This window comes from Collinsella sp. HCP28S3_E9 (assembly GCF_052065455.1).
GTDB lineage: Bacteria > Actinomycetota > Coriobacteriia > Coriobacteriales > Coriobacteriaceae > Collinsella.
The window spans coordinates 37,521-63,566 of sequence record NZ_JBQHTZ010000014.1 but is presented as its reverse complement, the minus strand read 5'-3'; the positions used below and the strand labels follow the sequence as shown (position 1 = coordinate 63,566).

The following is a 26,046-nucleotide window of genomic DNA, read 5'->3' as shown; positions in this document are numbered from 1 at the left end:
GCGTAATTATCGCAAAAGGAGCGCGGGCATGATGGCTCAACCTGGTGAGTGGCACGGGATTAAACATGGAATGAAGAGTGCGGCGCTGGCGTGGCGGGGTATGCTGGAGGGGACCATCAACCCAGCGAAAGGGGAGAGCATGACGGATCAGGAAACGCCCGAACGCGCGCATGTGACGGCCGACGATATCGAGGCCGCCAACGACCTTATCGACTTTATCGAGGCGTGCCCCAGCATGTTCCATACGGCGGCGACCATTATGGCCGAGCTCGACGAGGCGGGCTTTACCTACCTGCCCGAGAATGCGGCGTGGGACATCGAGCCGGGCGGGCGTTATTACACGCAGCGCAACACCTCGAGCGTTATCGCCTTTAAGGTGGGCGAGGACCTGGCCGCGACGTGGGGCGAGGACGGCGTTGCCGGTGACTATCATTTTCAGCTCACGGCGTCGCACAGCGATTCTCCGACGTTTAAGGTCAAGGCCGTGCCCGAGCTTGACGGCGCGGGCGAGACGCTGCGCCTGAACACCGAGGCCTACGGCGGCATGATCGACTACACCTGGTTCGATCGCCCGTTGGCGCTGGCTGGACGCGTGCTGGTGCGCGAGGGCGACCGTATTGAGAGCCGCCTGCTTGCCACCGAGCGCGAGGTCGCTATCATTCCGAGCCTTGCTATCCATATGAACCGCGGCGTCAATGAGGGCTTTGCACCCAACCGCGCCGTCGACTTGTGCCCGCTCATCAGCGCCGGTGAGCTTAAGCAGGGCGACTTTGATGCTCTGATCGCCGACGAACTGGACGTCGAGCCCGAGCAGATTTTGGGCCGCGATCTGTTCCTGGTCAATCGTCAGGACGCGCGCATTTGGGGCTGGGCCGACGAGTTTATCTCGACGCCCAAGCTCGACGACCTAGCCTGCGCCTACACCTCGCTGCAGGCATTTTTGGGCGCCGAGAATGCGCATGACATCTCGGTCTTTTGCTGCTTCGACAACGAGGAGGTTGGCTCCGAGACCAAGCAGGGCGCCATGTCGACGTTCTTGGCCGATGCGTTGCGTCGCATTAACGGGTCGCTGGGCTTTGATGACGAGTCGTACCACCGTGCGCTTGCCGCCTCGATGCTCGTGAGCTGCGACAACGCGCACGCCGTGCATCCCAACCACGCCGAGAAGTGCGATGCCCACAACCAGGTCGTGCTCAACGGCGGTATCGTCATCAAGGAAGCCGCCAACCAGCACTACTGCACCGATGCCTTTAGCCGCGCAGTGTTCCAGGCCATCTGCGATGACGCAGACGTGCCCACGCAAGCCTTTGCCAACAAGAGCGATATGGCGGGTGGCTCCACGCTCGGCAATCTGTCCAATATGCAGGCGAGTATGCACGCCGTGGACGTGGGCCTGCCGCAGCTGGCCATGCACTCGAGCTACGAGACCGGTGGTGTGCGCGACGTGATGTACGCGATTCGTGCCCTCACGGCTTTCTACGAGCGCGACCTAAACATCAACGGTGCCGAAAGTGTGGAGCTCTAAAACCTGCCAAAAAAAGACGGGTTTATTTTGGCAGGTTTTATCTGGGCAAATGCCGCAATGTCAACGGTAAGACGGAGCTGCTAAGGCTTGCAGATGAAGCCGACGCCAGCGGAACCGCCGCAGGTAGAGCAAAAGTCAGCGAGAGCCCGCCGTTTGAGCCAAGGTGCCGTGAAATGAAAAGGCGCTGACCTTCTGGTCGCGCCTTTGAAATTGAACGGCAGATTGGCCAAACGGCGGGCTCGCAGCGTCGAGGGGTTCCGGCGTTTGGTAAAACGCCGGAACAACCTAATGCTCAATCCAACAACGTAAAGTTTCGCCGGCCAGCAGGTGACGCAGATTCTCCGCGGCGATGTCGACCACGTTATTGAGCGTGGCGGCCAGGTGGAACCAGCCGGAGACGTGCGGCGTGATGAGCATGTTGGGTGCATCCCACAGCGGGCTTGTGGCGGGCAGCGGCTCGGGATCGGTGACGTCGACCGCGGCGCCGGCGAGATGTCCCGATTCCAGAGCGGCAACCAGGTCGTCGGCGACCACAAGATCGCCGCGGCCGCCGTTGGCAAAGAACGCGCCCGGTTTCATCGCGGCGAAGAACTCGGCGTTCGCCAGACCGCGGGTCTCGGGCGTGCTGGGCATAAAGGATGCAACGATGTCGGCCTCTGCCAGGCGCTCAGACAGGGCATCCATGCCGTCCATGTCCTCAAACACAATGGGGTAGACGAGCGGATGGCGCTTGATGCCGCGGACATGCGCACCCATGCTGCGGCAGAGCGTGGCAAAGTGGCCGCCGATATCGCCTGCGCCCAGCACCAGCACGTTGGCGTTTTTGAGCGAGGCGACCGGCCCCAAATCCTCCCAGCGATGCTCGCGCTGCAAGTCGTGATAGCCGGGCAGGCGCTTCATCATGGAAAGGACCATGGCAAACATGTGCTCGCTCACGGCCTGACCGTAGGCGCCGATCGAGCAAGACAGCTTGGCTTCAGCCGGCACGGTGCCGGCGGCAAGGTAGTCGTCATAGCCGGCGGTCTGCAATTGCAACAGCTGGAGATGGTCGCATGCCGTGAGCATGTCAGGGTCGATGTTGCCCAGGATCACGTCGGCATCGGCGACCTGTTCGCGCGTGATATCGCCGGCGCTCGTGTAGATAAAATCCTCGCCCGGAGCGCTCGACTCAAGAATTGCACGATGGCGGTCGTTGACGGGCAGCAAAACCAGGATGTTCACAAGCATTCCTCTCCGCTCAACCTGCCAAAAAGGGACAGGTTTTTTTTGGCAGGTTTTATCTGGCAAAACGTTCAAATAAAACGCCGGATGCAAGACGAGCGTGCCCGTCAGCATCCGGCGCATCTACGGCTACCAGCTCAGCAGCTCGTAGCCGTCCTCGGTCACCACGAGCTGTACCTCGCACTGGGCCGAGTCGCTGCCGTCCTTGGTGCGCACGCACCACCCATCGCCCTTGCTAATCTTAATGTCGGGTGTTCCGGCGTTGACCATGGGCTCGATAGTAAAGACCATGCCCGGAACCATGATAGTGTCCACGTCGGGCGCCTCGGTGGTAAAGCCCACAAACGGGTCCTCGTGGAACTCCTTGCCAATGCCGTGGCCACCGTACTCGCGCACCACGCTAAAGCCGGCGTCCTCGACCGTCTTTTGTACGGCCTCGGCCATCACGGAGAGCGGCAGCCATGGCTTGACGGCTGCCAGACCCGCCTCCACGCTGGCGCGGGTGACGTCGACCAAGCGCTGGCGCTCGGCCGAGACCTTGCCGATGCAGAACATGCGGCTCGAGTCGCTAAAATAGCCGTCTAAGATCGTTGAGCAGTCCACGTTGATGATGTCGCCCTCGTGCAGTACGTCCGTATCGCAGGGAATGCCGTGGCAGACTACGTCATTGATCGAGGTACACACGCTCTTGGGGTAGCCCTCGTAGTTGAGGTCGGCCGGCGTTCCACCATGCTCGACGGTGTAGTCGTAGATCATCTGGTCGATCTGGTTGGTGGTCATGCCCGCGGTGATATGCTCACCCACATAATCGAGCACGCCCACGTTGATGGCGGCCGAGCGCTTGATGCCCTCGATATCGGCAGGCGTCTTATAGAGCGTGCGGGGCAGGACGTTCCAGCCCTCTTCCCACAGGCGCTCGAGGCGCTCATCAAAGGAGCTGTGACATTTCTTGTATTTTTTGCCGCTGCCGCACCAGCAAGCGTCGTTGCGGCCAGGCACGGGTCCATTGTCAAACATGGCTAACTTCCTTTCATCCGAGGCTAGTATAGCCCACCCGCAGAGCAGCTAATTTGGGACGGGGCTTTTTTGACTGCTTTTGTCCGCGCGGCCTTGCGCCGCCCATATCGCTCCCAAAAGCAGTCAAAAAAGCCCCGTCCCAAATTAGCTGCTCTTGGGCAGACGGGTGCTAGTAACTCACCTGGCAGGGGATGCCGAGGGAGCGCACGCGTGCGGCAATCGCGTCGAGCGCCTCGGGAGCCGCTTTAGCAAGGCCGGCGACTGGTGTCTCGCGCGCCACCGTGTAGATGGTCGCCTCCTGCGGACGAATGCGCTCGAGCGCCGCAAGCCAAGGGCCGACGTATTCGTCGCCCGTGTTGTCAATAGACTTGCCTTGGTACTCGCCGGTTAGGAATAGCGTCTGAATGATAACGTGGCCCTCAAAGCTCGCGAACGTCTCGATCTGGTGCTCGACGTCGTAGGGACCAACGGGCTGGTCGAGCAGCTGGATAAATGCCGGATCGACCGTATCGAGCTTGAGGATGTTGTCGTCGACCATCATGAGCGCATCATGCACCTGGGGACGGTCGGCGCGCGTGCCGTTGGAAAGCACGGCAATCTTGGTGTTCGGGGCCAACTGGTCGCGAAGCGCGACAGCGCCGGCGATAGCCTGCGGGAACTCCGGTGCGGCGGTGGGCTCGCCGTTGCCGGCAAACGTGATTACATCGGGCAGCTCACCCTCGACCTTCATCTCGCGTAGTTTGGCTTCGAGTGCGTCGAGCACCACGGCAGCCGTGTTGTGTGGCTCGTGGCAGGGGCGTTCGGCGTTGAGTCCGTTTTCGCAGTAAATGCAGTCAAAGGTGCAAATCTTGCCGCTGGCAGGCATCATGTTGACGCCGAGCGAGAGTCCAAGGCGTCGGCTGCGGACGGGCCCAAAGATGGGGCTGGCATTCAAAAACGTAGACATAGGCATATGCTCCTCGGGACAGTTGTACTTAAGCATAGCATTGGCCCCCGTGCCAATCGCGGGTCTGGACACTGTTGTCTAAGCCGAAACTGTGCAGCCTGGTGAGTTTTCGGAACCCTATCATGAAAGGGTGCGAGTCGGGTACAGTAAACGCATTTAAGTATGCGCAACATGGCGCCAGACTGTCCAAGTCGCACCTCGGTGCGGCCTGATGGCGTTGACGATAGGATCACAACATGGATTTTACGGTCGAAAATGCGGGCACCACGATTGCCTGTCGCGAATATGCCGGCCCGGATGTGTCGTCCGATGCGCCCGCCTTGGTGTGCGTGCACGGTGCGTGCGTCGACGGCACATTTTTTGATGGCATCGCCCACGAGCTCGCCTGTGGCTATCGCGTCATTGCCTATGACCGCCGTGGTTGCGGCGAGAGCGACGATGCGGCAGACAGGCGCTACGATCTGGCAGTTCAGGCTGCCGACCTGCGAGCTGTTATCCAACATGCCGGCGCCCCGGCAAATGTCCTCGCGCACAGCGCTGGCACGCTCGTTGCCCTTGAACTCCTTCATGCGGATGCGGCGGCAGTATCGTCTGCGATTTTGCATGAGCCGGCCGTGACGGATGAGGGCGCCGGCCTGGGCGCGGCCCCGGTTTTGCTCGAGATGATCGCTGCGGGAAAGGTCTCCAGGGCGTTACGGGCCTTCCTTGGCGCCATCGGCGATTCGGACCCTGAGGCCCCCAAGTTAACCGAGGCAGAAGCCAAGCATGCCCTGCGCAACGGCCGCAGTTTCATGGCAAACGAATACGGGATTACTATGACCTGCGTTCCCGATTGGGATAGCGTTCGCGCGTCGAAAACGGTGGCCGCCGTGCTCTTGGGTGAACTCTCGATTGGCACGCCCCGCGAGGCGGGCACGAGGATGGCGGCTGAGCTTTTGGACTGTCCACTCGTAATGGTTCCCGGCGCGCACAACGGCCTGCGCGATCGCCCGGCAGCGGCTGCCCAGACTGTTCGTGGCATCCTGGGGCTCTAGCGCTTGCAATAGCCGAAACAGCCTTCACCCGCAAACGTTTCGGCCGTGTTAACAAATGTGCTCAAAACCTCACGTCTGCGGCTTCAATCGCGTCGCCTGCCAACTCATAAAAATGTAACAGCATTCACGTGCTTACCTGCATCGGCAAGGTGTTACCCTTGTAACAATTGGAACCCATCGCTACCATGCGAAACTATCGAAAGGGCCCCATATGCTCAATAATCACGAGGCAAATCTAACCGACGAGGAGGCTGCCGCCGAGGTCGCCCGCGTCGCGCAGACCTACCCCGTGGTACGTTTGCTGTCGGCCGACCAGATTAAGAGCGAGCCTAACTGCTTGCTCGCCGGCGATCGCTGCCCTTGTCTGCGTCAGTCGAGTCTTGAGGCCTTGGCAGATTCGGGTGAGGTGTCGGAGCAACTGCTCAACGATGGTGTTGAGTACCGCGCCCGTCTGCGCCCTCTAAAGGTCGAGGGTGAGCCTCACGTCTTGCTGATGGTGCGTCCGATTGATGAGCAAGAGGCTGCAGAAGAGGACCTTGTCTACACCGACGTGCTGACGGGCGTGCGCAATCGCCGATATTACGAGGAAAAGCTCCGTAGCGCCCGCATGAATGCCGGCGTTGCGATGATCGACCTTGATGATTTTAGGGTCTTTAACGATACGTCTGGCCGTCATGCCGGCGACCTTGCGCTCGGTGCTGTGGCGACAGCCATGCGCAGCGGAATCCGTTCGACTGACGAGCTTGTGCGCTATGGCTGCGACAAGTTTGTGGTTGTCATGCCCAATATTCCCTCCGATGACTTCACCCTTCGCCTGCATCAGGTATCCGATGCCGTTCATGCCACGATTATTCCGGGCCATGAGTACGCGAGCTTGACGGCATGTGTTGGTGGCGTTCTCATTCATGGCGAGACGGTCGATGAGGGCGTTGGCCGCGCCGTCCAGTTATTGAGCCGCGCTAAGGCAAAAGCCGGTACGGTCGTGACCGATGCCGATTCCATCGAGGCCTTCCAAAGCGAAAAGCCTTTGGTGCTTATTGTCGATGACTCCGAGATGAACCGAGCCATTCTCAACGAGATGCTTAAGGATGAGTATTGCATCCTCGAGGCTGATAACGGTCGTGCGGCGCTCGACATGGTCGACCGCTATGGCGATGAGTTGTCGCTCGTGCTGCTGGATATTGTCATGTCGGACATGAGCGGCTGTGAGGTGCTGGCCGAGCTTTCGCGTCAGGCAGCCCTCGATAGCCTACCTGTTATTATGATCTCGAGCGAAGATACCGACGACGCGGTGTTACGTGCTTACGATTTGGGCGCCTCGGACTATATCAGTCGCCCGTTCGATGACCGCATTGTGCGTCGTCGCGTCAACAATATTATTCGACTGTATGCCAAACAGCGTCGTCTGACGAGTCTGCTGTCGCAGCAGTACAATGCGCGCGTCAATAACAGCCGTATACTCGTCGACATCATGGCGAGCGTCATGGAAGTACGTAATGGCGAAAGCGGCAGGCATGTCACGCATATCGAGAAGTTGACTGAGCTGCTGCTTGGCGACTTGGCGCGACGGAGCGACAAGTACTCTCTTGGCAACGAGGAGCGTTCTTCGATTGCGTTGGCGTCGGCGCTGCACGATATCGGCAAGATGTCGATCGACGATGCGATTCTCAACAAGCCCGGACGTCTGACGCCCGAAGAGTTTGAAATAATGAAGACGCATACTACCATTGGCGCCGACATGCTGCGCAATCTGGACAGACACCATGAAGGAAGTGCCCTTTTGGACTATGCGTACCAAATCGCCCGCTGGCATCATGAACGTTGGGATGGTACGGGCTATCCTGACGGTCTTAAGGGCGACGATATCCCCATTGCCGCTCAGGTGGTCTCGGTGGCCGATGTGTACGATGCGTTGACGAGCGTACGTGTGTACAAGGACGCCATTTCGCAAGAAGAGGCGATTCGGATGATTTTGGACGGTGAGTGCGGCGCTTTCAATCCGCTGCTTATCGAGTGTCTGCTCGAAGTGCGCGATCGCATTGCCGAGACGCTGGAGCGCCCTGCGGACGTTGTCGCGTTCCCTTCGGTTTAAGCTAGGCAAAGGGACGCCCCGTCGGACCATGTGGCCGGCGGGGCGTCCTTATCTGTTGTGCGGTTCGCGAACTAGCGGGCCTGCTTTACCTTGGCCGCCGCCTCGACAAACGACTTCCACAGGTTAAAGTCGGTCTCGAGCGTCTGCCAGGTGTACTCGGGATGCCATTGCACACCCAGGCAGAAAGGCTGGCCTTCGACTTCGATGCACTCGGGAACGCCGTCGGTTGCCTTGGCGACCAAGCGCGTGCTTTTACCCAGACGCTCGACGCAGCAGTGGTGTGCGGAGTTGGTCTGGATCAGCCTGTGCCCGCCAACCGCGCGCTCCAGAAGCGAGCCCGGCACGACCTCGACGGGATGCACGGGGTCGTTGAGCACGTGGGTATGGCGCCACTGCGTGCGCCCCTCGCGAGCGCCCAGGCTCGGTACGTCCATGCACAGGGTGCCGCCGGTGGCGACATTGAGCAGCTGCGTGCCGCGGCAGGTGGTAAAGAGCGGCTTTTTGGCGCGGAGTACCTCGTCGACCAGCTTAAACTCAAAGCTATCGCGGATCTCGCAGCAGAGGGTGGGGTCGTAGGGTCGATCATCGCCCCAACGTTTGGGATTGACATCGGGGCCGCCGGGAATGGCGATGCCGTCGGCGATATCGACGTAATGACGGATGACATCAATGTCCTCGGTGATGGACATCTGCAGCGGCAGGCCGCCGGCGGCAAGGATGGCATCGACAAAGACACTGGCGATTTCCTCGTTGGGGGAGAGCGTCTCGCTTAAAAACGGCTTTGCCTCTTCCCAGCGCGGCGCCACCAGGATGAGCGGGCGGTCGGCGGGGGCAACGTCGACGTGCGGGGTATAGGACGAGGAAGTACGTGTTCCGATCATGGGTGCTGCTTTCGAATCTGAAGGTGACAGGGCGCATGAGAGACGTGGGACAACACTTTCAATGGATTTGTCCCAAGGAGTTGCTGGTTAGTGGCCCTTGATGGAGTTGAGGAAGTCCTGGGCGCGCTTGGTCTGGGGGTGGTCGAAGAACTCGTCGGGCGTGCCGGTTTCCACGATTTGGCCGTCGGCCATAAACACGACGCGATCGGCCACGCGGCGGGCAAAGTTCATCTCGTGCGTAATGACGATCATCGTCATGCCCTGCTGGGCCAGACGGACCATGACCTCGAGCACCTCGTTGATCATCTCGGGGTCAAGGGCGCTCGTGGGCTCATCAAAAAGCATGGCCTTGGGTTGCATGGCAAGCGAGCGGGCGATGGCTACGCGCTGCTGCTGGCCGCCCGAGAGCTGTGCGGGCACCTTATCGGCCTGTTCGGCAACGCCCACGCGGCCCAGCAGGTCCATGGCGCGCTCGCGGGCCTCGTCCTTGGAGACGCCCAGCACGTCGACCGGTCCCAGCATGACGTTCTGCAGCACGGTCATATGTGCGAACAGGTTGAACTGCTGAAACACCATGCCCAGCTCGGCACGCATACGGGCAAGGTCCTTGCCTTCCTGCGGCAGGGGCTCGCCTTCGATGAGGATCTCGCCCGAGTCGATGGTTTCCAAGCGGTTGATGGTTCGGCACATGGTCGACTTGCCCGAGCCCGAGGGGCCGATCACGACGACGACCTCGCCGCGGTCGACCGAGAGATTGATGTCGTTGAGGACGTGCAGATCGCCATAGTGCTTATCGACGTGCTTGAGCTCGATCAGCGGCTGATTGCCGGTGGAAGAGGTGCTCTGTGCCATGGTGCTCGGCTCCTTATGACTGGAAATGGTAAAGCGTTAGCGGATGATGGTCGCGCCGGTCTTGTGCGAAACGTAGACAGCGGCCTTGTTGATCGCGACGTTGATGAGGATGTAGATGACCGCGATTACCAGGTAGACCGACACAAGGGCGTCGTAGTTGGTAATGAGCACGCGGGCATTTTGCATGAGGTCGGGGTAGCTCACCACGTAAGCGACGGTGGTGTCTTTGACTACGACCACAAGCTGCGAAATCAACGACGGAATGATAAACCGAATCGCCTGCGGCAGCACGATTTTAAAGGTGATTTTAGCTTTGGAGAGACCGAGCGCTTGGGCTGCCTCGACCTGCCCGCGCGGCACGGCGTTGACGCCCGCGCGAAAGATCTCGGCCAGCACGCCGGCTGCAGCGAGCGCGACGGGGAGCGTGAGCATCCAAAACGACGGCAGCGCAATTTTGTACTGAGGCAGCACCAAAAAGAAGAAGTAGATGAACAGCAGGCTCGGTACGCCGCGGAAGAAATCGGTGAGCACGCGGCAGACCAGCTGCAGCGGCTTAATGTCGCTGGTGCGGCCGAGCATAAGGGCTAGGCCCAACACCAGCGCGATGGCGCCAGCGGTGAGTGCGACTTTAACGGTGCCCTCAAAGCCGGCAAGCAGGAACTTCCAGGTGGTGAGGTGCGTAAAGAAATACCAATAGTGGACCGAAAGCTGACCGGTCACATAAAAGCGCTGCAACACGAGGACGACGAGCGCGGCGACGGCAACAAGCGAGATGGCGGTGCCGATGCGAATCTTGGCACGCATCTTGGGGCCGGGGGCCTCGTAGAGCGCATCGCGCATGGTGAGCGCGGAGGTGGAATGCTTGCTCATCGGAGGATCCTCACCTTCTTATCGATGTAGTTGCCAACGTGGCTCACCACAAAGGCCGTGCCCAGGTAGCCGAGCGCCGAGATAAAGAACGCGGCGACGCCGCCGAGCGAGCGCGTGTTGATGTAGCTCACCACGCCGGTGAGCTCCTGCGGTTGAAGCGGTACCTGGCTGCCGAGTGCGGTGGTGAGCATGACGGCGATAAAGAGGTTGGTCATGGGCAGCACGCTCGAGCGCAGCGCCTGCGGAATCACGATCTTGGCGAGGATGCGGCTGAAGCTCATGCCGAGCGAGCGCGCGGCTTCCACCTGGCCGACGCCGACGGTGTTGATGCCGCTCATAAAGTTCTCGGAGCCAAAGGCCGAGCCCAAAAGGACCGTGGCGACGATAACGCAGGTGCGGTAGGGCAGGACGACCTTGAGCGGCGGCAGCGCATAGACGACGATGATAAGCAGCGCGATGCCGGGGATGTTACGGAAGACCTGAACATACAGGTCGCCAAAAATGCGCAGCGGCTTGAGCGGCGACACGCGCATCACGGTGACAGCGACGGCCAGCACCATGGCGATGGCAAACGACTCAAGCGTCATGCCCCAGGTTGCTAGCAGCGCGTCGATATAGTTCTGGCCATAGAGCGACCAGAGCTCGGAGAGACTCATGCGGACCTCCCGCCGATAAGGAAAGGGGCTCCCGTGTGTACGGAAACCCCGACAACTCAGTGTGGAAACAGTTTAGCGCAATAAAGCGCATCGTGCGTTTCCGTATGGTTTCGTAGCGGCCGTTACTGGGCTCGCTGTCTAGGCGCCGATCTCGGGCAGCTCGGGAACGTTGGTGTCGCCCGTGCGATCGCCGATGCAGATCTGCCACAGCTCGGTCCAGGTGCCATCGTCCTCGATCTTCTTAAGGAAGTCGTTGACAAAGGCGACGCCGTCGGAATCGAGCGGCAGGCCGATGCCGTAGGGCTCTTTGCTGCCGAAGGGCTTGCCGGCGATCTTGTACTTACCGGGCTCGCGGACCAGGGCGCTCTGCTGCATGTTGTTGTCGATGACGTAGGCGTCAACGCGGCCCTGCTGAAGTGCCTGGCGGGCCTCCTCGTCGGTCTTGAACTCCTGCTGGCTGGCCTTGGGGGCGAACTCCTCCAGGATGGCGGGGCCGTTGGAGCCGGACTGGACGGCGACGTTCTTGTCGGCCAGGTCGTCGACGCTCTTGATGTCGTCGTTGTCGGCGAGCACCAGGATAGCCTGCTGGGTGTAGTAGTAGGGACCGGCAAAGGAGACAAGCTTCTTGCGCTCATCGGTAATAGTGTAGGTGGCAAAGACGGCGTCGACCTGGCCGTTCTGCAGGACGGACTCACGCGTGTCCGAGGTCACCTGGGTGATTTCGACCTTGTTCTCGCCCAGAATGTAGTTGGACAGGAGCTGCGCGATGCCGGCGTCGAAGCCACGGGTCTTGCCGTCCTTCTCGTTGAGGAGGGAGAAGAGCGTGGAGGTCTGAACGCCACCGATCTTAAAGACGCCGGCGTCCTTGACGGCCGTGGCCCAGGTGCTGGCGGCGATGGCGTCATCATCGGCCTTGGGGCCGTTGTCGACGAGCTTGTCGAATGCCTTGGCATCGAGCGTGGTGGAAGCCTCGGTGTCCTCGGGGCTCTTGGAGGAGCCGGCGGCGGAACCCTTGTCGGCCTCGGCGCTGGTGTCGGAGCAGCCGGCAAGACCAAGGCCGGCGACGGTTGCAAAGGTGGCGGCGATGAAGCCGCGACGGTCGAGAACGACCTGCTGGGAGAGGTTCTTGCTCATGGTAGAACACCTTTCTCAATAAAATCCCTAGCGGTTGAATAGAGTTATACCCTATCGCGCTCAAATGGGTCAACACGAAATAACTCAGAAACATACTTACCTTATGGGTAATTCTACCTACCAAAAAGGGACAGGTTTATTTTGGCAGGTTTTATCTGGGCAAACGTCGATTATTACAGCTGAGATAGCGTTTTGCGGACAGCATGGTCGCTCGCGGCGGTCGCTATAATGGCGGCAACGCGACATATGGCGGCCTGCCTCGCTGTTTTGTCTCAATCTGTAACATCTGCAGCCATTTTTGCCGAGTAACTGTTACAGATTGAGATTTTCTCTTTAGGGGGATTTGAGTGTATCGATCTGTAACATCTGGATGGACAAAAGGTCTCTATCTGTTACAGATTGAGACAAACAACAGGGGCAAAGACGGTTTGTCTAGATCTGTAACAATTGGGCGAGGATTTGTCCTCTAGGTGTTACAGATCGAGACAATTGAGTTGGGAAAACAAAAACCTCCTCAGGGGTGCTTCCCTTGCGGAGGTTTTTCTACTCGTTCAGCAGGCGTACTGCTTCGGCGGCCATGTTCTCGACCGTCATGCCGTTCTGAGCAAGCAACTCGTTGGGGTCGTAGCGGTCGGGAAAGCCCTTGGCGATGCCAAAGGTGCGCGTGCGCACGGGCGTGCAGGACAAGTAGCACGCGACGCGCTCGCCCCAGCCACCGTCCAAGATGCCGTCCTCGAGGGTGACGACAACGCGATGTTCGGCGGCAAGGCCATCGAGAGACTCGCGGTCAAGCTCGGTTGCAAAGCGCGGGTTGACGAGCGTGGCCTCTATGCCGTATTCGGCAGCCAAGCGGTTTGTCACGCGCTCGCCCAGCTCAAAGAAATCGCCAAGCGCGAGCACGGCAACGTCGCGGCCCTGACGCACCACGTCGTAGCGAACGGCGCTGTAGTCGGTGTCCTCGGCGGGCGCCAAATCGGGGCGGCTAACCAGGCCAATGCCCGGAACGCGGATCGCCACGGGATGCTCGCGGTGGTCGAGCGACCAGCTCAGCATGGACAGGTATTCCTCCATGCAGGCCGGTGCCAGATAGCGCATGTTGGGAAGTCCGCCCAGCATGGATATATCAAAGAACGAGAGGTGCGTCTCGGATGTGGTGCCAAAGATCGACGCGCCAAACACCAGGATGGTTGCGGGGGTGTCGTTGAGGCACAGGTCGTGCCACAGCTCGTCGTAGGCGCGCTGCAAAAACGTGCCGTACACACCAAAGACTGGCTTGGCGTCCGAGCGCGCAAGCGCGGTGGCAAAGGTCACGGCGTGCTCCTCGGCAATGCCCACATCGACGAACTGTTTGCCGGCCGCGGCGCGAAGCTCGGGTGTAAAGCCCATGATGTAGGGCGTGGCGGCCGTGATGCCCACGACCTGCGGATCGCGCTCGATGGCGGCGCTGAGTGCCTCGCCCGTAATGTCGGCATAGGTGCGCGGCGCAGGCTCGCTCGGATGGCCCGGGCAGAGCTTGCGCCCGGTTGCCATGTCAAACGGACCCACATGGTGCCAGCGCTCGGGGTCGCTCTGGGCCGGCTCAAAGCCCTTGCCCTTGGCGGTGGAGACGTGCAGCACGATGGGATGATCGATATTGCGTAGTTCCTGCAGCGCGTCGACGAGGGCTAACACATCGTTACCGGTGTCCAGATAGCGGTAGTCGAGCCCCATCGCGCGGAAAACGTTGCGCTCACAGGCGCCGTTGCTGGCGCGCAGTTCGGCCAGATTGCGATACAGGCCGCCATGGTTTTCGGCGATGGACTGGTCGTTATCGTTGACGATGATGATCAAGTTGCTGTCGAGCTCGGCGGCGTTGTTAAAGCCCTCAAACGCCAGGCCGCCCGAAAGCGAACCGTCGCCAATAACGGTAATGACGTTGTACGCGTCGCCCGCTAGGTCGCGCGCGTGGGCAAGGCCGCAGCCCAGGCTCACCGACGTGGAGGTATGGCCCATGGCAAACAGGTCGTGCTCGGACTCGTCGGGATTGGCAAAGCCAGAAGCCTCACCATAACGCTCCGGATCGATATAGGTGTACGCGCGCCCAGTCAGCGCCTTGTGGGCGTAGGTCTGGTGCGAAACGTCAAAGACAATCTTGTCGATTGGGGAGTTAAACACGCGATGAAGCGCAACCGTAAGCTCAACGACGCCCAGGTTGGGGGCAACGTGCCCACCGACGACGGCGGAGCTTTCGAGGATTGCCTGGCGGATCTCGCCGCAGAGCAGCGGAAGCTCGGCGCGGTCGAGAGCCTTGACGTCCTCGGGCGTTGTCGTTTGCGTAAGCAGCATCGTTGTGGGTTACTCCATGCGAATCGAGCGCCGGCGCTCCCTCGGCCGGCACAATTGCACAAAACAGTCTCGCACATTTTGGCGTTTGATATGTGACGGCGGCGCGGTAATTCGCCAACTGGTGGGGCAAAACGTTTTGTCCGATGCCATACTGGTAGATTCGATGATGATTTATTCAATGCGTGCAGGCCGTGGCTTGCCGCCGTGAGTCGCTGGAAGGAGGCAGCATGTCCGATGTCGTTCGTGCCGAGAAAATCGCGCACGAGGTCGACTATGCCGCCCGTCAGCTCGCCCAGGCGGGCCGCTTGGACCTGACGCGCGAGTTTATCCAGCATGGCGATGTGACAGTGTATACGCATGTGACCTCGGTGGCGCGGGCGAGCCTGTCCTTTGCCGAGCGCCTGGGCCGTGTCGGTATCTCCGTCGACCGCGACTCGTTGTTGCGCGGGGCCCTGCTGCACGATTACTTTCTCTACGATTGGCACGATCCCGACCCAAGCCATCGGCTGCATGGCTTTCGGCATCCGTTTTTTGCCCTGGCGCGTGCGGAGGAAGATTTTGAGCTGACGTCGCGCGAGCGGAATATTATCGTGCGGCATATGTTTCCGCTGGTGCCGGTGCCGCCGACGTGTCGTGAGGCATGGATTGTGTGCCTGGCGGATAAATGGTGTGCTCTGCGCGAGACGGTCGCCGGCCGTCTGCCGCGCAAGGACGAGGCAGACGATGGCGTGAGTGAAGAATCGAGCGAAAAGAGGAGAGGGTAGACGGTGGGGACCGCGATCGACATGGCATTTGACGGCGCGACGCTTGCCGCCTGTCCGCTCTCGGCACTGGTGCTCTCGTTTGCCTTTTACGGGTTTTGCGGTTGGGCATGGGAGTCGACAGTCTGCGCCATGCTCAACCAAGGACGCTTTGCCAACAGCGGATTCTTGCTGGGGCCGTGTTGCCCTATCTATGGTGTGGGCGGCATAGCCTGCTGGCTTTTGCTGCGCGGGATTCCGGATGCCTCGAGCCAATTTGTCGCCGCGGCGCTTGTGTGCAGCGTAATCGAGTACAGTGTGGGCCTTCTATTGGAAAAGACAACAGGCGCACGCTTTTGGGACTACTCGCACCTGCCGTTTAACTTGCACGGACGTATCTGCCTGTACTGGGCCTGCGCGTTTGGCCTGGGCGCGTTGTGCATTTGTCGTTTAGTGGAGCCGGCATTGCTGGGACTGCTTGGCCATCTGCCGGTGCTGATTGTGCGGCTGTCCGCCTTTATCGTCGCGGTTGCGATGATGGTCGACGCGGTGTTCTCTTTGGCCAGTTGGCGTCGCCTGTCCGATCAGCTGGAGCGTGTGCGCGCCGACCTTGCCGACCGCATCAATGAGTCGCTTGCCGATGCCTCGGACTCCATGCTCGAACGTATTCCCGATTCGACGATTGACTCGGTAGCGCAGACGCATATCCGTAGCCGCGCCGTTAACGCGTGGCTGGCCGAGCTGGGCGACGCGGCGCTCGATGCCCTTCGTGAGAAGGCTTCGATGCCGACGTTTATCTCGGATGGTGCTCGCGGCCTGGCGCTTGCCGCCCGCCGCGTGGCCGATGCTGCGCCGAGCATGCCGCGTCCGTCGCTCAGTCGTCGCCTTGCCGGTAAGCGCATGAGCCGTCCGGTGCCGAGTGTGTCGCTCAGCCGTCGCGACCTGCGCTTCTTCAATGCTTTCCCGCGCTTGCGCATCAATCGCTACGAGGGCGTCATTCGAGCAACTAATCTCCGCGACCGCGCCCACGAGCTGTTTCGGCGCTAGCCGGGATGGGCGCGCACACGGCTCCCTTGCTCGCGTATTTCCCGTTCGTTTCGCGTCCGTTGCCGCGCCGTTTCCAAGATTGCGGCACCGTTTCCATTCGACAACGCAGCGTTTAACAACGCCGTATCTGGTCTACACCAGTTGCCCCTCGGCCGCATTATGAGCGCCGACAACGTTCATGTGACCAAGGGGGAGCGAATGTACGATACGGGATCGACAACGTTTATGCTCATCTGCACCATGCTCGTGTTTTTAATGACACCGGGTCTGGCGTTTTTCTATGGCGGCCTGTCCAGGCGCAAAAATGTCATCAACACCATGCTTATGTGCTTTGGCACCATTGGTCTGGTCGGTGTGCTGTGGATTGTCGCCGGCTGGTCGCTGGCCTACGGTGGCGACGGCTCGAGCCCGTTTATTGGAGGCCTTGACCAGCTGCTGTGCCTGCCGGTGCTCAACCAGGTGCTGCAGGCGGCCGAGGGCAATGCTGCGGACGGTGCCGTCTACCCTCAAATCATCAACATCGCCTTCCAAATGGCGTTTGCCATGATCACGGCTGCTATCGTCACGGGCAGCCTGGCCGGCCGCATTAAGTTTGGTGCCATGACGGCCTTCCTGGGCATTTGGCTGCTCGTGGTCTATGCGCCGCTCGCTCACATGGTCTGGGGCGGTGAGGGTTCCTTTATCGGCGACATCATCGGCGCGCTCGACTTTGCGGGCGGCGACGTGGTGCACATCTCGTCCGGTCTGACGGGCCTGATTCTCTGCTTAATGCTCGGCCGTCGTCGCGGCTTTGGCATGGTGAGCTACCGCCCACATAACGTGCCGTTTGTGGCGCTGGGCGCCGGCCTGCTTTGGTTTGGCTGGTTTGGCTTTAACGGCGGCAGCGAGTTTAAGGCCGACGCCGTGGCGGCGCTCGCCATCCTCAACACCGTGACGGCCAGCGCGGCGGGCATGGTCTCGTGGCTTGTCGTCGAGCGCGTGCATACCGGTCGCCCCACGCTGGTGGGTGCCAGCACCGGTCTGGTTGCGGGCCTTGTGGTGGTCACGCCGGGTGCGGGCTTTGTCGAGCCGTGGGCGGCGCTGGTCATGGGCCTGATCGTATCACCTGTCTGCTACCTGGCCATTAGCCATCTTAAGACCAAGTTTGGCTACGACGATGCGCTCGACGCGTTTGGCTGCCACGGCATCGGCGGCATCTTGGGCGGCGTGCTCACGGGCCTGTTCTGCGTGCCGGAGCTCTCGTGGACCGGTAAGGGCGGCCTGTTCTACACGGGCGACGTGTCGCTGCTCATCTCGCAGATTTTGGGCATTGTGGTGACGGTCGCTCTTGTACTGGTGCTCGACTTGGTGATCGCTGCGGTGGTCAAGGCGCTGTTCCGCGGCAGCCTGCGCGTGGACGAGGCAGACGAGGCGCTGGGCCTGGATGCGAGTCAGCACGGCGAGAGCGCGTATCCCTCGTTCTCCGGGCTCGATTAGCAGCACGGCTTTCCCAGGCACCCGACCTTACCCCTCAAACCGTCGCTTGCGTACCGAAGTACGCGGCGCTCCTCTTTCGGGGCAATCTCGGGCACCTCGAAAACCCGCGTCGTTGAATGGCAATTCATTTCTTTTATTGAGAGGAATTCACTATGAAAAAGATCACGGCTATCGTGCGTCAGGAAAAGCTTGAGGTTCTTAAAGACGCGCTGTTTGCTGCCGATGTTCGTGGCATGACCATCAACCAGGTGCAGGGCTGCGGTGCGCAACATGGCTGGAAGGAATACGTGCGCGGCAATGAGTTGCTTGTCAACACGATCCCTAAGGTGCAGTTCACCCTCATCTGCGCCGATGAACATGTCGACGGAATTGTCGAGATTATCTGCAACGCCGCTCGCACCGGTGCCGTTGGAGACGGCAAGATTTGGGTTGAGCCGGTCGAGGAAATTATCCGCATCCGCACCGGCGAACACGGCCCCGCCGCGGTGTAGAATCGACCGCCTGACGGGTGTGCCTCTCTTGGGGCGCGCCCGTTCTCGTCTACAATATCGTGCAGACGAAGGAGAGGCATGCCCATGATCAAGATGTTTGCGAGCGACTTAGACGGAACGCTGCTGAACGCCCTGCACGAGGCAGACGGGACCATTCGCCGTGCCATTCGCGAGCTGACCGAGGCTGGCCTGCATGTGGTTCCCGCAACCGGGCGCTCGACGCTGCCGATTGGCGAGCATGGCTTTACAGGTCTGGCACTCGACGCCTGCTGCTCCAACGGATCCATCGTGCGCAACAGCCATGGCGAGGTGCTCAAGACCTGGACCATCGACCCGCAGATTACCGAGGAGCTGCTCAAGGCGTTCCCGGACATCTGTTTTGACTGCTCCACGCCCGATGGCATGTTCTCGAGCGGATCGTTCGAGATGCACCAGGCGGGCTTTAAAAAGGACAGTCCTATCAAGCGCATCGTGATGCGCGGCATGCGTGCACGTGGCGGGTATCACGAGGAGCAGTATTTCGACCAGTCGATCGGTGACATCCTGCGCCATGACGTATGCAAGATCAATTGTCGCGTGACCTCGCCCGAGCTGGAGCGCGACCTTAAGGCGTATTTGGCCGAGCGCTCGGACCGCGTGGTCAACGCGCCGTTCGATCCGGTGATGTTTGAGATCACGGACGTGGCGTGCAACAAGGGTGAGAGTGTGGCCTGGCTGGCGGGCTACTACGGCATTGCCGAGGACGAGGTCGCGGTTTACGGCGACGGCGGCAACGACATCGCCATGCTCAAGCGTTTCCGCCACAGCTACGCGACCAAAAACGGCAGTGACGCGGCCAAGGCCGCCGCGAGCGCGACTATCGGCAGCTGCATGGTCCACGCCGTCCCCAAACACATGCTCGCCACCATGCGTAAGCAAAACTCCCGCACCATCATCGAATAATGTGACAAAGGGACTGTCACTTTGTCACATTCCGGGGTTCTCGACTAGCCAATGCTCGTAGGCGCGTTGCATGAGCTCGGCCTTGTCGGCTTTTTTGCGGCAGCCCTTCTGCTCCTCGATGGCCAGCTCATAGGCATCGCTTTGCTCAAAAGCGCTGGTATCCCAAGCGCCGTGTTCAATGCGCGACCATACGGCATCGATGAGTTGTTCGAGCTCGGCAATGTCGTCGGCGTTGGCGGTTGTCGCGAACGGCGGGCGGAGCTCGCCCGTTGTCTTGTCGGGTTCTACATAGTAGTCGCCCATGGAAGTGACGGTGTAGCCATAAAACTCGGGCGATGCTTCGACCAGCAGTTTGTAGAACTTGAGCTGACGATGGTAGCCTGTAGGGACTTCTTTGCCAAAGCCAGTCTTGTAGTCAACGATCTTTACCGTTTTAGCTGCATCGTCAACGAGGAGCAGGTCGAGAAAACCAAAGAGCGGAGTTCCTTCGGTGGTCAGGCACTGCATATTCGCCTCTGTGACGCAGCGATAGCCATGCACATGCTCGACAAGCCAGGGGACGAATGCACGACAAATGCGTTCGAAGCGCTCCGAATAGCGATGGACGTCCTCGGGGGCATAATCGAGCCACGAAATCTGCTGGCGATACTCGGCCTCAATTGTCTCAATCGCCGCCTCGCCATCGGCTGCCATTCTATTAACGATCTCCTCGAACATCGCGTGAACGATGGTGCCGAATTCGGTTTGGATCGTGGGCGCCGTGGGCAGGCGCACAATCTGCTTCTCAGGGAAGTGCAGACTATTTGCGCATCCAGGCTCGTACGTCACAAAGTTGTTGAGCGCTGTGGCAGAAAGAAACTTCACGTCGATATGAGGTTCCAGAAGCGCGCGGAGCTCGGGCGTATCAAACACGTAGTTGTCGCGCCACTCGGTTTCGATTGCAACGCTGAGCTGGTCTGCCTCAGCAGAAACTTCGCAAGAGTCGATAAGCCCCGTGAGCTCCTGCAGTGCCGACCCGCCGGCACGGTACAGCTCGAGGTGTCGTTTAGCGCGCGTGATGGCGACAAACAACAGGCGGCGCGCGTCGTCATCATCCTTTTCATCGCGAATAAGCAGGTTGGACGGGTACAAGCTCATGCCGCCAGCGCCTTTGTGCCAAGTGGAGTCGTCGGCATCGAGCAGGTAGACGCAGTCGAATTCCAGGCCCTTAGAGCTATGGGCGCTGGTGAGGCGAACAGCTCCCGGCGTGCCAAGGTCGATCGATGCGTCGATACTCACGCCAAACTTTTGAGCGGCATCGAGCTTGTCGACAATATCGGGCAGGCGAAGCGCACGTCCCATACGGCGCGCGTCTCCCATCTCACCTTCGGCAAAGGTGAGCAGGGCGCGGATGCCGGCATTGAATTCGGCTGCGCCCAGCGGATTTTGTTCCTTGCAATCCTGATAATAGCCAAGGCTGCGTTCGACAATCTTAAAGAGCAGCGCTCTGACCGGGGAGGCGCCGGCTTCGGCTGCCCACTGCATAAGGTCGTCGTGCAGTTCTTTGACGCGGGCGCTATTGCTCTCGCACATGGCGGCCATCCAGTCGCCGCGATGCTCGCGCTTGGCGCTGAGCGCAAACGTCACGGACGATGGATGGTCGCCGCCCAGCTCGGCGGCACAGACAATCTGCGGAAGATAGCTGCTGGCGAGCTCCTGCTGCCCGCGAGCGAGCGCGGTAACGCAGCGCAGCAGCGCCAGTGTCGTCTGCATGCGCTCGGAAGCAAAGAGATTTTGCCGTTCACGATAGGAAAACGGCACGTTCTCCTTAACGAGGAAGGGGATCAGCGAACGCAATGCGGCGTGTTTGGCAGAGATGACTGCAATTCCTTCGTTGGGATCTTCGCAGTCATCGAGGTAGCCAGCATCAATCCTCTGCCTAATGCTCGCGGCAACGGCGGCGTATTCCTCGGCTTTGCCGGTGTAGACGTTCTCGCTAAAGCTGACCTGATCGCCTTGAGGCTTAAAGGCTTCGATTGACTTATTCGAGCTGGCGTCGAGGCGATATTCATTTTGCCGTGCGATAGCTTGACCAAGCTCAACGATGGCGGGCGTGGAGCGGTAGTTGGTCTTGAGCACGATGCTCCGGGGCGAGAACTCGGCCGCAAACTGGTTGGCGCATTCGATCGTGGCGCCCTGAAAACGCATGATGGCTTGATCGTCATCGCCAACGGCCATGATATTGGGCGCATCAACGCCGTCGCAGAGCAGCTCGATGATGCGCATCTGGGCACCATTGGTGTCCTGGAACTCGTCAACTTGGATATAGGTATAGGTGTCCTGGAGCACTTGGCGCAACGCGTCGTTGTGCTCGACGGCGTTAACGAAGTCGCCGATCATGTCGTCGTAATCGTAGAGATGGTGTTGGTCGAGCTCGCTCTGGTAGCGACGCGCGACGTCGCAAGCGGTCTTGAGTCGCTCGCTCTGCTCCGCAATCTTAAACGTGCGCCCCTGAGAGTTGCTGCCTCCAAAGAAGGCATCGCGCACCTTGGTGTATCCCGAGGATTTGCCCTTCTCATCGATGAGCTCGGTGCGGCGAACGGTGTCGCGCAACTCAAGAATGTACGGCACGTACGTGCCGGCGGGACAGTCAATTGGGCGAGTGAGCGATGTGGGTGCCATGGCGCAGACACGCTCGATCTCTTCCTCAAAGCGTTCAGCCAACGCTGTGCTTGCCCTTTCGCAGACGAGCATAAGCAGCCTGGAATGCTCAGTGAGCCAGGTGGCGGCGTCGATATTCTGCTGTGCGATGGCGCTCAGCGTGTCGTAATCCAGGCCACTGCGTTTGATTTTGGAGACAAAGCCGATCATCTTACCGATGTTTTGCGCGGGCATATCAGGTGACCCTCCACCTAACGGAGAACCAAAAGGCAGCGATTTGAGCAGCCAATCAAAAATCTCTTGCTGGTGCAGGCTGGTAACAAGCGTGTCGGTCGAAGGACGCATGAAGTACTCGGGATAGCGCGACCTGATGCTGCTTGCAAATCCGTGAAACGTGCTGACTTCGATGCCGTAGGCGTCGCGTCCAATGAGCTCAATCAGACGTTTGCGCATGGCTTCCGCGCCCGCCTCGGTATAGGTGAGGCAGAGGATGTTGCGCGGGGCGGCATCGCGTTTGGCCAAGATGTTCGCCGCGCGCAGGCTCAGCAGCTGCGTCTTGCCGGTGCCGGGGCCGGCAATGACGAGCAACGGACCATCTAGGCATTCGACGGCCTCGCGCTGTTCGGGATTCAGGCGCTCGAACGATACGTTAAAGTTGGGGGTCATGTTCATGGCAGTATTACCTGTCTTCCTGGTAGAGCGCACGCGTGCTATCGAGATAGTCAAGATACGTATCGATGGCACTTTGAGGTTGAACGATCTTAATGAAGGTGCTGAGTTGCAGCAGCCAGCCAAAGAACTGCGGAGACAGCGGGGCTTTGACGGTAGCTAACAGGCGCCCATCCTGGTTCTCAAACACAACGGCGTCGAGCCCGAACTTGTCGATGAGCGGGTTCATCGCGCGGTCGTCGAGCTCCAGCACGACGGTGGTCTTGTCGGCCGCGTAAACGCCAAACGACGGCGAAACGTGATCTTCGAGCACATAGCCCGCGATACGCGGATCCTTGGTTGCGGGCTCCTCGGACACCGCAACATCGAGCATGTGGTCGACGCGGTAGGGCGTGAACGGCTGATGACCCGAGCCGGCATTAGCCCATTTATCTCTAAATCCAATCATGTAATAGAGTTCGTCGGAGTAGATAAGGCGCACGGGTGTGAGCTCGTAGACCTTTCCGTCATGATTAAGGGCCTTTTGCTTGGCGGCGTCGTAGTGGAAGTAACGAAACCGAATCTTGCGTTTTTCGCGCATAGCCTGCTGAATCAAGTCGATGTTGAGCAGGGCATCAGAGTTTTGCATCTTCACGCGCGAAGGCACGTCGACACGCTTGTGCATCAGTTCGCGTTCGCCCAGGCTGGCGAGGCTCTGCAGCTTGCCGATGAGGTGGTCGGTCAACTCATCGGTCAAAAACGGCGAACTCTGCACGGCGTCAACAAGCATGATGAGCTCTTGCAGGTCGAGCGGGCGTGAGACCAGGGCCCATTCCCTGCCACCGCGCTGGTCGATGTTGAGCCCAAAGTCGCGAAGCGTTTGCAGGTCGCGATAGATGGCCTTGCGTTCGGCTTCGAGGTCGTGATAGGCGAGCTCCTCGATGATCTGCTGCGTTGTGAGTCCGTGCGTGCTGTCGGTCTTTTCCATCAAGGTTTTAAGCAGGAACAGAAGCCTGAGCTTTTGATTTGGTCTGTTCGCCACGTTGTCTCCTTTCGCCGGCAGGGTACCAACCGGAGATACAAAACAAGACCCGTTATTGGGACTCATTGTAGTCCGCGCGACCGTAGTATTCGCAGCAATAAGAGCTCGAATAGGGCGAAAGGTGGTTAAACGGAAATCGGCGGTTTGGCTGGCAGGTGTGACATGCGCTCTATTGGCTTGGGGCCGATTCCGGTTTACAAGAATCAGAACAGGAGAAATGCGATGGCAGACATCAAAGTCTTTGCCGAGAATCTTGAGGATTCAACCAAGGAGCAGATCGAGGAGATTTCCAGCTGCCCGGCGTTTGAAGGCGCCAAGATCCGCATCATGCCCGATGCCCATAAGGGCAAGGGCTGCGTGATTGGCTTTACGGCAAACTTGGGCGACAAGGTGATTCCCAACCTGGTTGGGGTCGACATCGGATGCGGGATGTACTGCGTGCCGCTTGCGGAAACCATCGCGCGCGACGACCTCATTCAGTTCAATCGCGATGTGAAGCGCGCGGTGCCCACGGGCTTTAGCCTTCATCGCGATCCTGCCTGCGTACTCGCGGACTTTGACATGGAGTCGCGCGATTGGCTTCAGGACAAGCGCAAGGTTGAGCGCTCCATGGGCACGCTGGGCGGCGGCAATCACTTCATTGAACTCGACGAGGACGAGGATGGGTGCCAATATCTGGTCGTGCACACCGGCTCGCGCAACATGGGCAAGCAGACGGCGGAGCATCATCAGGCGCTGGCGCAGAAGACGTGCACGGCAGATATCCCCGACGAGCTTAAGTATCTCGTGGGAGATCTTTCTGCCGAGTATCTCGTCGATATGCATAACTGCCAACGCTTCTCGAATCAGAACCGCAAGGCGATTGTCGCACAGATTATTGAGCGTACGGGAATTCGGCTCGACGGAGACGGCTTTACCACCATGCACAACTACATCTCGGAAGGCGGCATGATTCGCAAGGGCGCCATTAGCGCTCATGCGGGCGAGATGGTGCTGATTCCGTTCAACATGCGCGACGGTGCCGTTATTGCACGCGGCAAGGGAAACGAGGACTGGAACTGTTCGGCGCCGCACGGGACGGGTCGCGCGATGAGCCGCGCCAAAGCGTTCCAAACGCTCGACACCAGGTCGTTCGTTAACGAGATGCGCGATGCCGGCATCTACTGTCCGAGCGCATGCGAGACGACGCTCGATGAGTCGCCCGAAGCGTATAAGCCTGCGGATGATGTACTGAGACTCATGGACCCGACGGTTGATGTTATTCACCGACTCAAGCCGATCTGGAATTTTAAGGCTACTGGTAAGCGCGGTAGGCGTTAGGAGGGTTGCGATGACGTTAAAGATGGACTCCAGGGACGACCGAATTGGACACTCTGTGAGCATGGGCGAGATGCTGGGCCCATCAGGCGTGATGCCGCCGACGCCCGCGAATCAGCGTAGTGGGAATCGCAAAGAGCGTGATGACGAGGTTTTTGACCTCAGCGGGTTTCGCAATCGACTGGTTTCTGGGCTCGATCGCCGTATGGAGACGTCGCTTTTTGAAACTCCTTGTGTGTTGAAAACCGGTATGTCGGTCGATGATGCCCTAGGTGGCGGCGTTGGGTTGGGCAAGCTCAGCGTGATTGGCGGCGAGCATGAAGATGTCTCGAACGTGCTGGTGTATGCGGCTTTGCGTCTGATTGAGCAATGCGCCGTGCTCTACATGCCGATTCGGGAGTGTGAAGAGGACGCGATCGCCCGGCTTATTCGCGCCGAGATGGATGACAAGGTGTCAGAGGATCCTGAGGAACGACAGGTCGAGGCGATTCGCGCAACGATGCGCCTCAAGCAGCGCAACCTAGGCATTTTTGTTGAGGACAACATGACCATGGACCTTTTAACGAGCTGGTTGCTCGGCGATCAAACGTGGAACAGGGCAGTACTAAAGGACGTCGTAGTCGTAATCGACGGACTCGAAATGCTCGACGATAACCGCCCCGTGAATGCAGCCCTGCGCGACCTGCGCAACATGCTCAGCCCAACATCCGCCATCCTGGCAGGCTGCTTTGCGGCAGAGGGCGGCAACGATGCGGCTTTTGCCGAGACCCACTGCAATGCAGACGTCCTGGTCCGCATGAGCTCCGATGGCATGGAGCCATCTTCCGCGCGAGTTTTCGGCTAAAGCCGCAACCAATAACGACAGCTCAGTCCGTGGTGCGCCTGCGCTGCGGGCTGACTATTTAGCGAAGGGCGTCTGCTGAACAGCCAGATGCCCCCGCATTTTCTTTATGCCCGCCTCGGATTTTGATTCGATGGTAAATCATCGTCAGCGTTCGTAAGAGGAAAGCCATGGCCACGATGCCGTCTCAGTTTTCTAAGGATAGCGTCCGTCCTATAGCTTGAGACATGGCGGTCTTAGTGAGGAGGTCTCTCTTCTAGAACCGTTCTTTTTATAGAAAGACCACTGCGTTGTGAAATTCGACCATTA

21 protein-coding genes are annotated in these 26,046 nt (G+C 59.6%); 10 read left to right on the top strand and 11 right to left on the bottom strand.

Features of this window, described 5'->3' with window-relative positions; all coding sequences use genetic code 11:
- Positions 1-139: 139 nt before the first annotated feature.
- Complete coding sequence (locus ACTNA2_RS07680; protein ID WP_427793650.1) at positions 140-1,525, top strand: M18 family aminopeptidase; 1,386 nt, start codon at positions 140-142, stop codon at positions 1,523-1,525.
- Positions 1,526-1,810: 285 nt separating this feature from the next.
- On the opposite strand, the gene ACTNA2_RS07675 is transcribed toward ACTNA2_RS07680, so the two are convergent.
- The 3 genes from ACTNA2_RS07675 to ACTNA2_RS07665 all read right to left on the bottom strand — a co-directional run bounded on the left by ACTNA2_RS07675 (position 1,811) and on the right by ACTNA2_RS07665 (position 4,709).
- Complete coding sequence (locus ACTNA2_RS07675) at positions 1,811-2,752, bottom strand: D-2-hydroxyacid dehydrogenase (RefSeq protein ID WP_441049073.1); 942 nt, start codon at positions 2,750-2,752, stop codon at positions 1,811-1,813.
- Positions 2,753-2,875: 123 nt separating this feature from the next.
- Positions 2,876-3,763, bottom strand: a complete 888-nt coding sequence (gene map, locus ACTNA2_RS07670) for a type I methionyl aminopeptidase (RefSeq protein WP_441049072.1) — start codon at positions 3,761-3,763, stop codon at positions 2,876-2,878.
- A gap of 169 nt (positions 3,764-3,932) precedes the next feature.
- Positions 3,933-4,709, bottom strand: a complete 777-nt coding sequence (locus ACTNA2_RS07665; protein ID WP_441049071.1) for a radical SAM protein — start codon at positions 4,707-4,709, stop codon at positions 3,933-3,935.
- 236 nt (positions 4,710-4,945) lie between these two features.
- On the opposite strand from ACTNA2_RS07665, the gene ACTNA2_RS07660 reads away from it, so the two are divergent.
- Both ACTNA2_RS07660 and ACTNA2_RS07655 read left to right on the top strand, forming a co-directional pair.
- A complete protein-coding gene (locus tag ACTNA2_RS07660) occupies positions 4,946-5,743 on the top strand; it encodes an alpha/beta fold hydrolase (RefSeq protein WP_441049070.1) in 798 nt (265 codons plus the stop codon).
- A gap of 211 nt (positions 5,744-5,954) precedes the next feature.
- Positions 5,955-7,835, top strand: coding sequence for a diguanylate cyclase (locus ACTNA2_RS07655; RefSeq protein ID WP_441049069.1), 1,881 nt, complete (start codon positions 5,955-5,957; stop codon positions 7,833-7,835).
- 71 nt (positions 7,836-7,906) lie between these two features.
- On the opposite strand, the gene ACTNA2_RS07650 is transcribed toward ACTNA2_RS07655, so the two are convergent.
- The 6 genes from ACTNA2_RS07650 to ACTNA2_RS07625 form a co-directional block, all read right to left on the bottom strand.
- Positions 7,907-8,716, bottom strand: coding sequence for a gamma-glutamyl-gamma-aminobutyrate hydrolase family protein (locus ACTNA2_RS07650; protein ID WP_427728070.1), 810 nt, complete (start codon positions 8,714-8,716; stop codon positions 7,907-7,909).
- A gap of 87 nt (positions 8,717-8,803) precedes the next feature.
- Positions 8,804-9,568, bottom strand: coding sequence for an amino acid ABC transporter ATP-binding protein (locus ACTNA2_RS07645; protein ID WP_117840240.1), 765 nt, complete (start codon positions 9,566-9,568; stop codon positions 8,804-8,806).
- Positions 9,569-9,604: 36 nt separating this feature from the next.
- Entirely contained in the window at positions 9,605-10,438 is an 834-nt protein-coding gene (locus ACTNA2_RS07640) for an amino acid ABC transporter permease (RefSeq protein WP_022094658.1), read from the bottom strand.
- Positions 10,435-11,094: an amino acid ABC transporter permease gene (locus tag ACTNA2_RS07635; RefSeq protein WP_441015196.1), complete on the bottom strand. Its 660-nt coding sequence runs from the start codon at positions 11,092-11,094 to the stop codon at positions 10,435-10,437. Before ACTNA2_RS07635 ends, ACTNA2_RS07640 begins: the two co-directional genes overlap by 4 nt.
- A gap of 138 nt (positions 11,095-11,232) precedes the next feature.
- The gene (locus tag ACTNA2_RS07630) at positions 11,233-12,228 is read right to left on the bottom strand and encodes a glutamate ABC transporter substrate-binding protein (protein WP_427718227.1); all 996 of its coding nucleotides are present in this window, start codon (positions 12,226-12,228) and stop codon (positions 11,233-11,235) included.
- Between the two features lie 543 nt (positions 12,229-12,771).
- Complete coding sequence (locus tag ACTNA2_RS07625) at positions 12,772-14,553, bottom strand: 1-deoxy-D-xylulose-5-phosphate synthase (protein WP_441049068.1); 1,782 nt, start codon at positions 14,551-14,553, stop codon at positions 12,772-12,774.
- Between the two features lie 227 nt (positions 14,554-14,780).
- On the opposite strand from ACTNA2_RS07625, the gene ACTNA2_RS07620 reads away from it, so the two are divergent.
- The 5 genes from ACTNA2_RS07620 to ACTNA2_RS07600 all read left to right on the top strand — a co-directional run bounded on the left by ACTNA2_RS07620 (position 14,781) and on the right by ACTNA2_RS07600 (position 19,249).
- The gene (locus tag ACTNA2_RS07620) at positions 14,781-15,317 is read left to right on the top strand and encodes an HD domain-containing protein (protein ID WP_441049067.1); all 537 of its coding nucleotides are present in this window, start codon (positions 14,781-14,783) and stop codon (positions 15,315-15,317) included.
- Positions 15,318-15,320: 3 nt separating this feature from the next.
- Positions 15,321-16,340, top strand: coding sequence for a putative ABC transporter permease (locus ACTNA2_RS07615; RefSeq protein ID WP_427795541.1), 1,020 nt, complete (start codon positions 15,321-15,323; stop codon positions 16,338-16,340).
- Positions 16,341-16,538: 198 nt separating this feature from the next.
- The gene (locus ACTNA2_RS07610) at positions 16,539-17,816 is read left to right on the top strand and encodes an ammonium transporter (RefSeq protein ID WP_441049066.1); all 1,278 of its coding nucleotides are present in this window, start codon (positions 16,539-16,541) and stop codon (positions 17,814-17,816) included.
- 152 nt (positions 17,817-17,968) lie between these two features.
- On the top strand, positions 17,969-18,307 hold the full coding sequence (locus tag ACTNA2_RS07605; RefSeq protein ID WP_441049065.1) for a P-II family nitrogen regulator: 339 nt from the start codon (positions 17,969-17,971) through the stop codon (positions 18,305-18,307).
- An 84-nt stretch (positions 18,308-18,391) separates the two neighbouring features.
- Complete coding sequence (locus tag ACTNA2_RS07600; protein ID WP_441049064.1) at positions 18,392-19,249, top strand: HAD-IIB family hydrolase; 858 nt, start codon at positions 18,392-18,394, stop codon at positions 19,247-19,249.
- A 24-nt stretch (positions 19,250-19,273) separates the two neighbouring features.
- Here the strand turns inward: ACTNA2_RS07600 and ACTNA2_RS07595 are convergent, their stop codons facing one another.
- Both ACTNA2_RS07595 and ACTNA2_RS07590 read right to left on the bottom strand, forming a co-directional pair.
- Positions 19,274-22,561 carry an ATP-dependent helicase gene (locus ACTNA2_RS07595; RefSeq protein WP_441049063.1) on the bottom strand — a complete coding sequence of 1,096 codons (3,288 nt, stop codon included), beginning with the start codon at positions 22,559-22,561 and terminating at the stop codon, positions 19,274-19,276.
- 7 nt (positions 22,562-22,568) lie between these two features.
- Positions 22,569-23,579 (bottom strand): helix-turn-helix transcriptional regulator, encoded by a 1,011-nt coding sequence (locus ACTNA2_RS07590; protein ID WP_441049062.1) that lies wholly within the window; start codon positions 23,577-23,579, stop codon positions 22,569-22,571.
- Positions 23,580-23,801: 222 nt separating this feature from the next.
- On the opposite strand from ACTNA2_RS07590, the gene ACTNA2_RS07585 reads away from it, so the two are divergent.
- Together ACTNA2_RS07585 and ACTNA2_RS07580 are read left to right on the top strand one after the other, a co-directional pair.
- Complete coding sequence (locus ACTNA2_RS07585) at positions 23,802-24,899, top strand: RtcB family protein (protein ID WP_441049061.1); 1,098 nt, start codon at positions 23,802-23,804, stop codon at positions 24,897-24,899.
- 10 nt (positions 24,900-24,909) lie between these two features.
- Complete coding sequence (locus ACTNA2_RS07580) at positions 24,910-25,740, top strand: hypothetical protein (RefSeq protein ID WP_441049060.1); 831 nt, start codon at positions 24,910-24,912, stop codon at positions 25,738-25,740.
- The last annotated feature ends 306 nt before the right edge of the window (positions 25,741-26,046 follow it).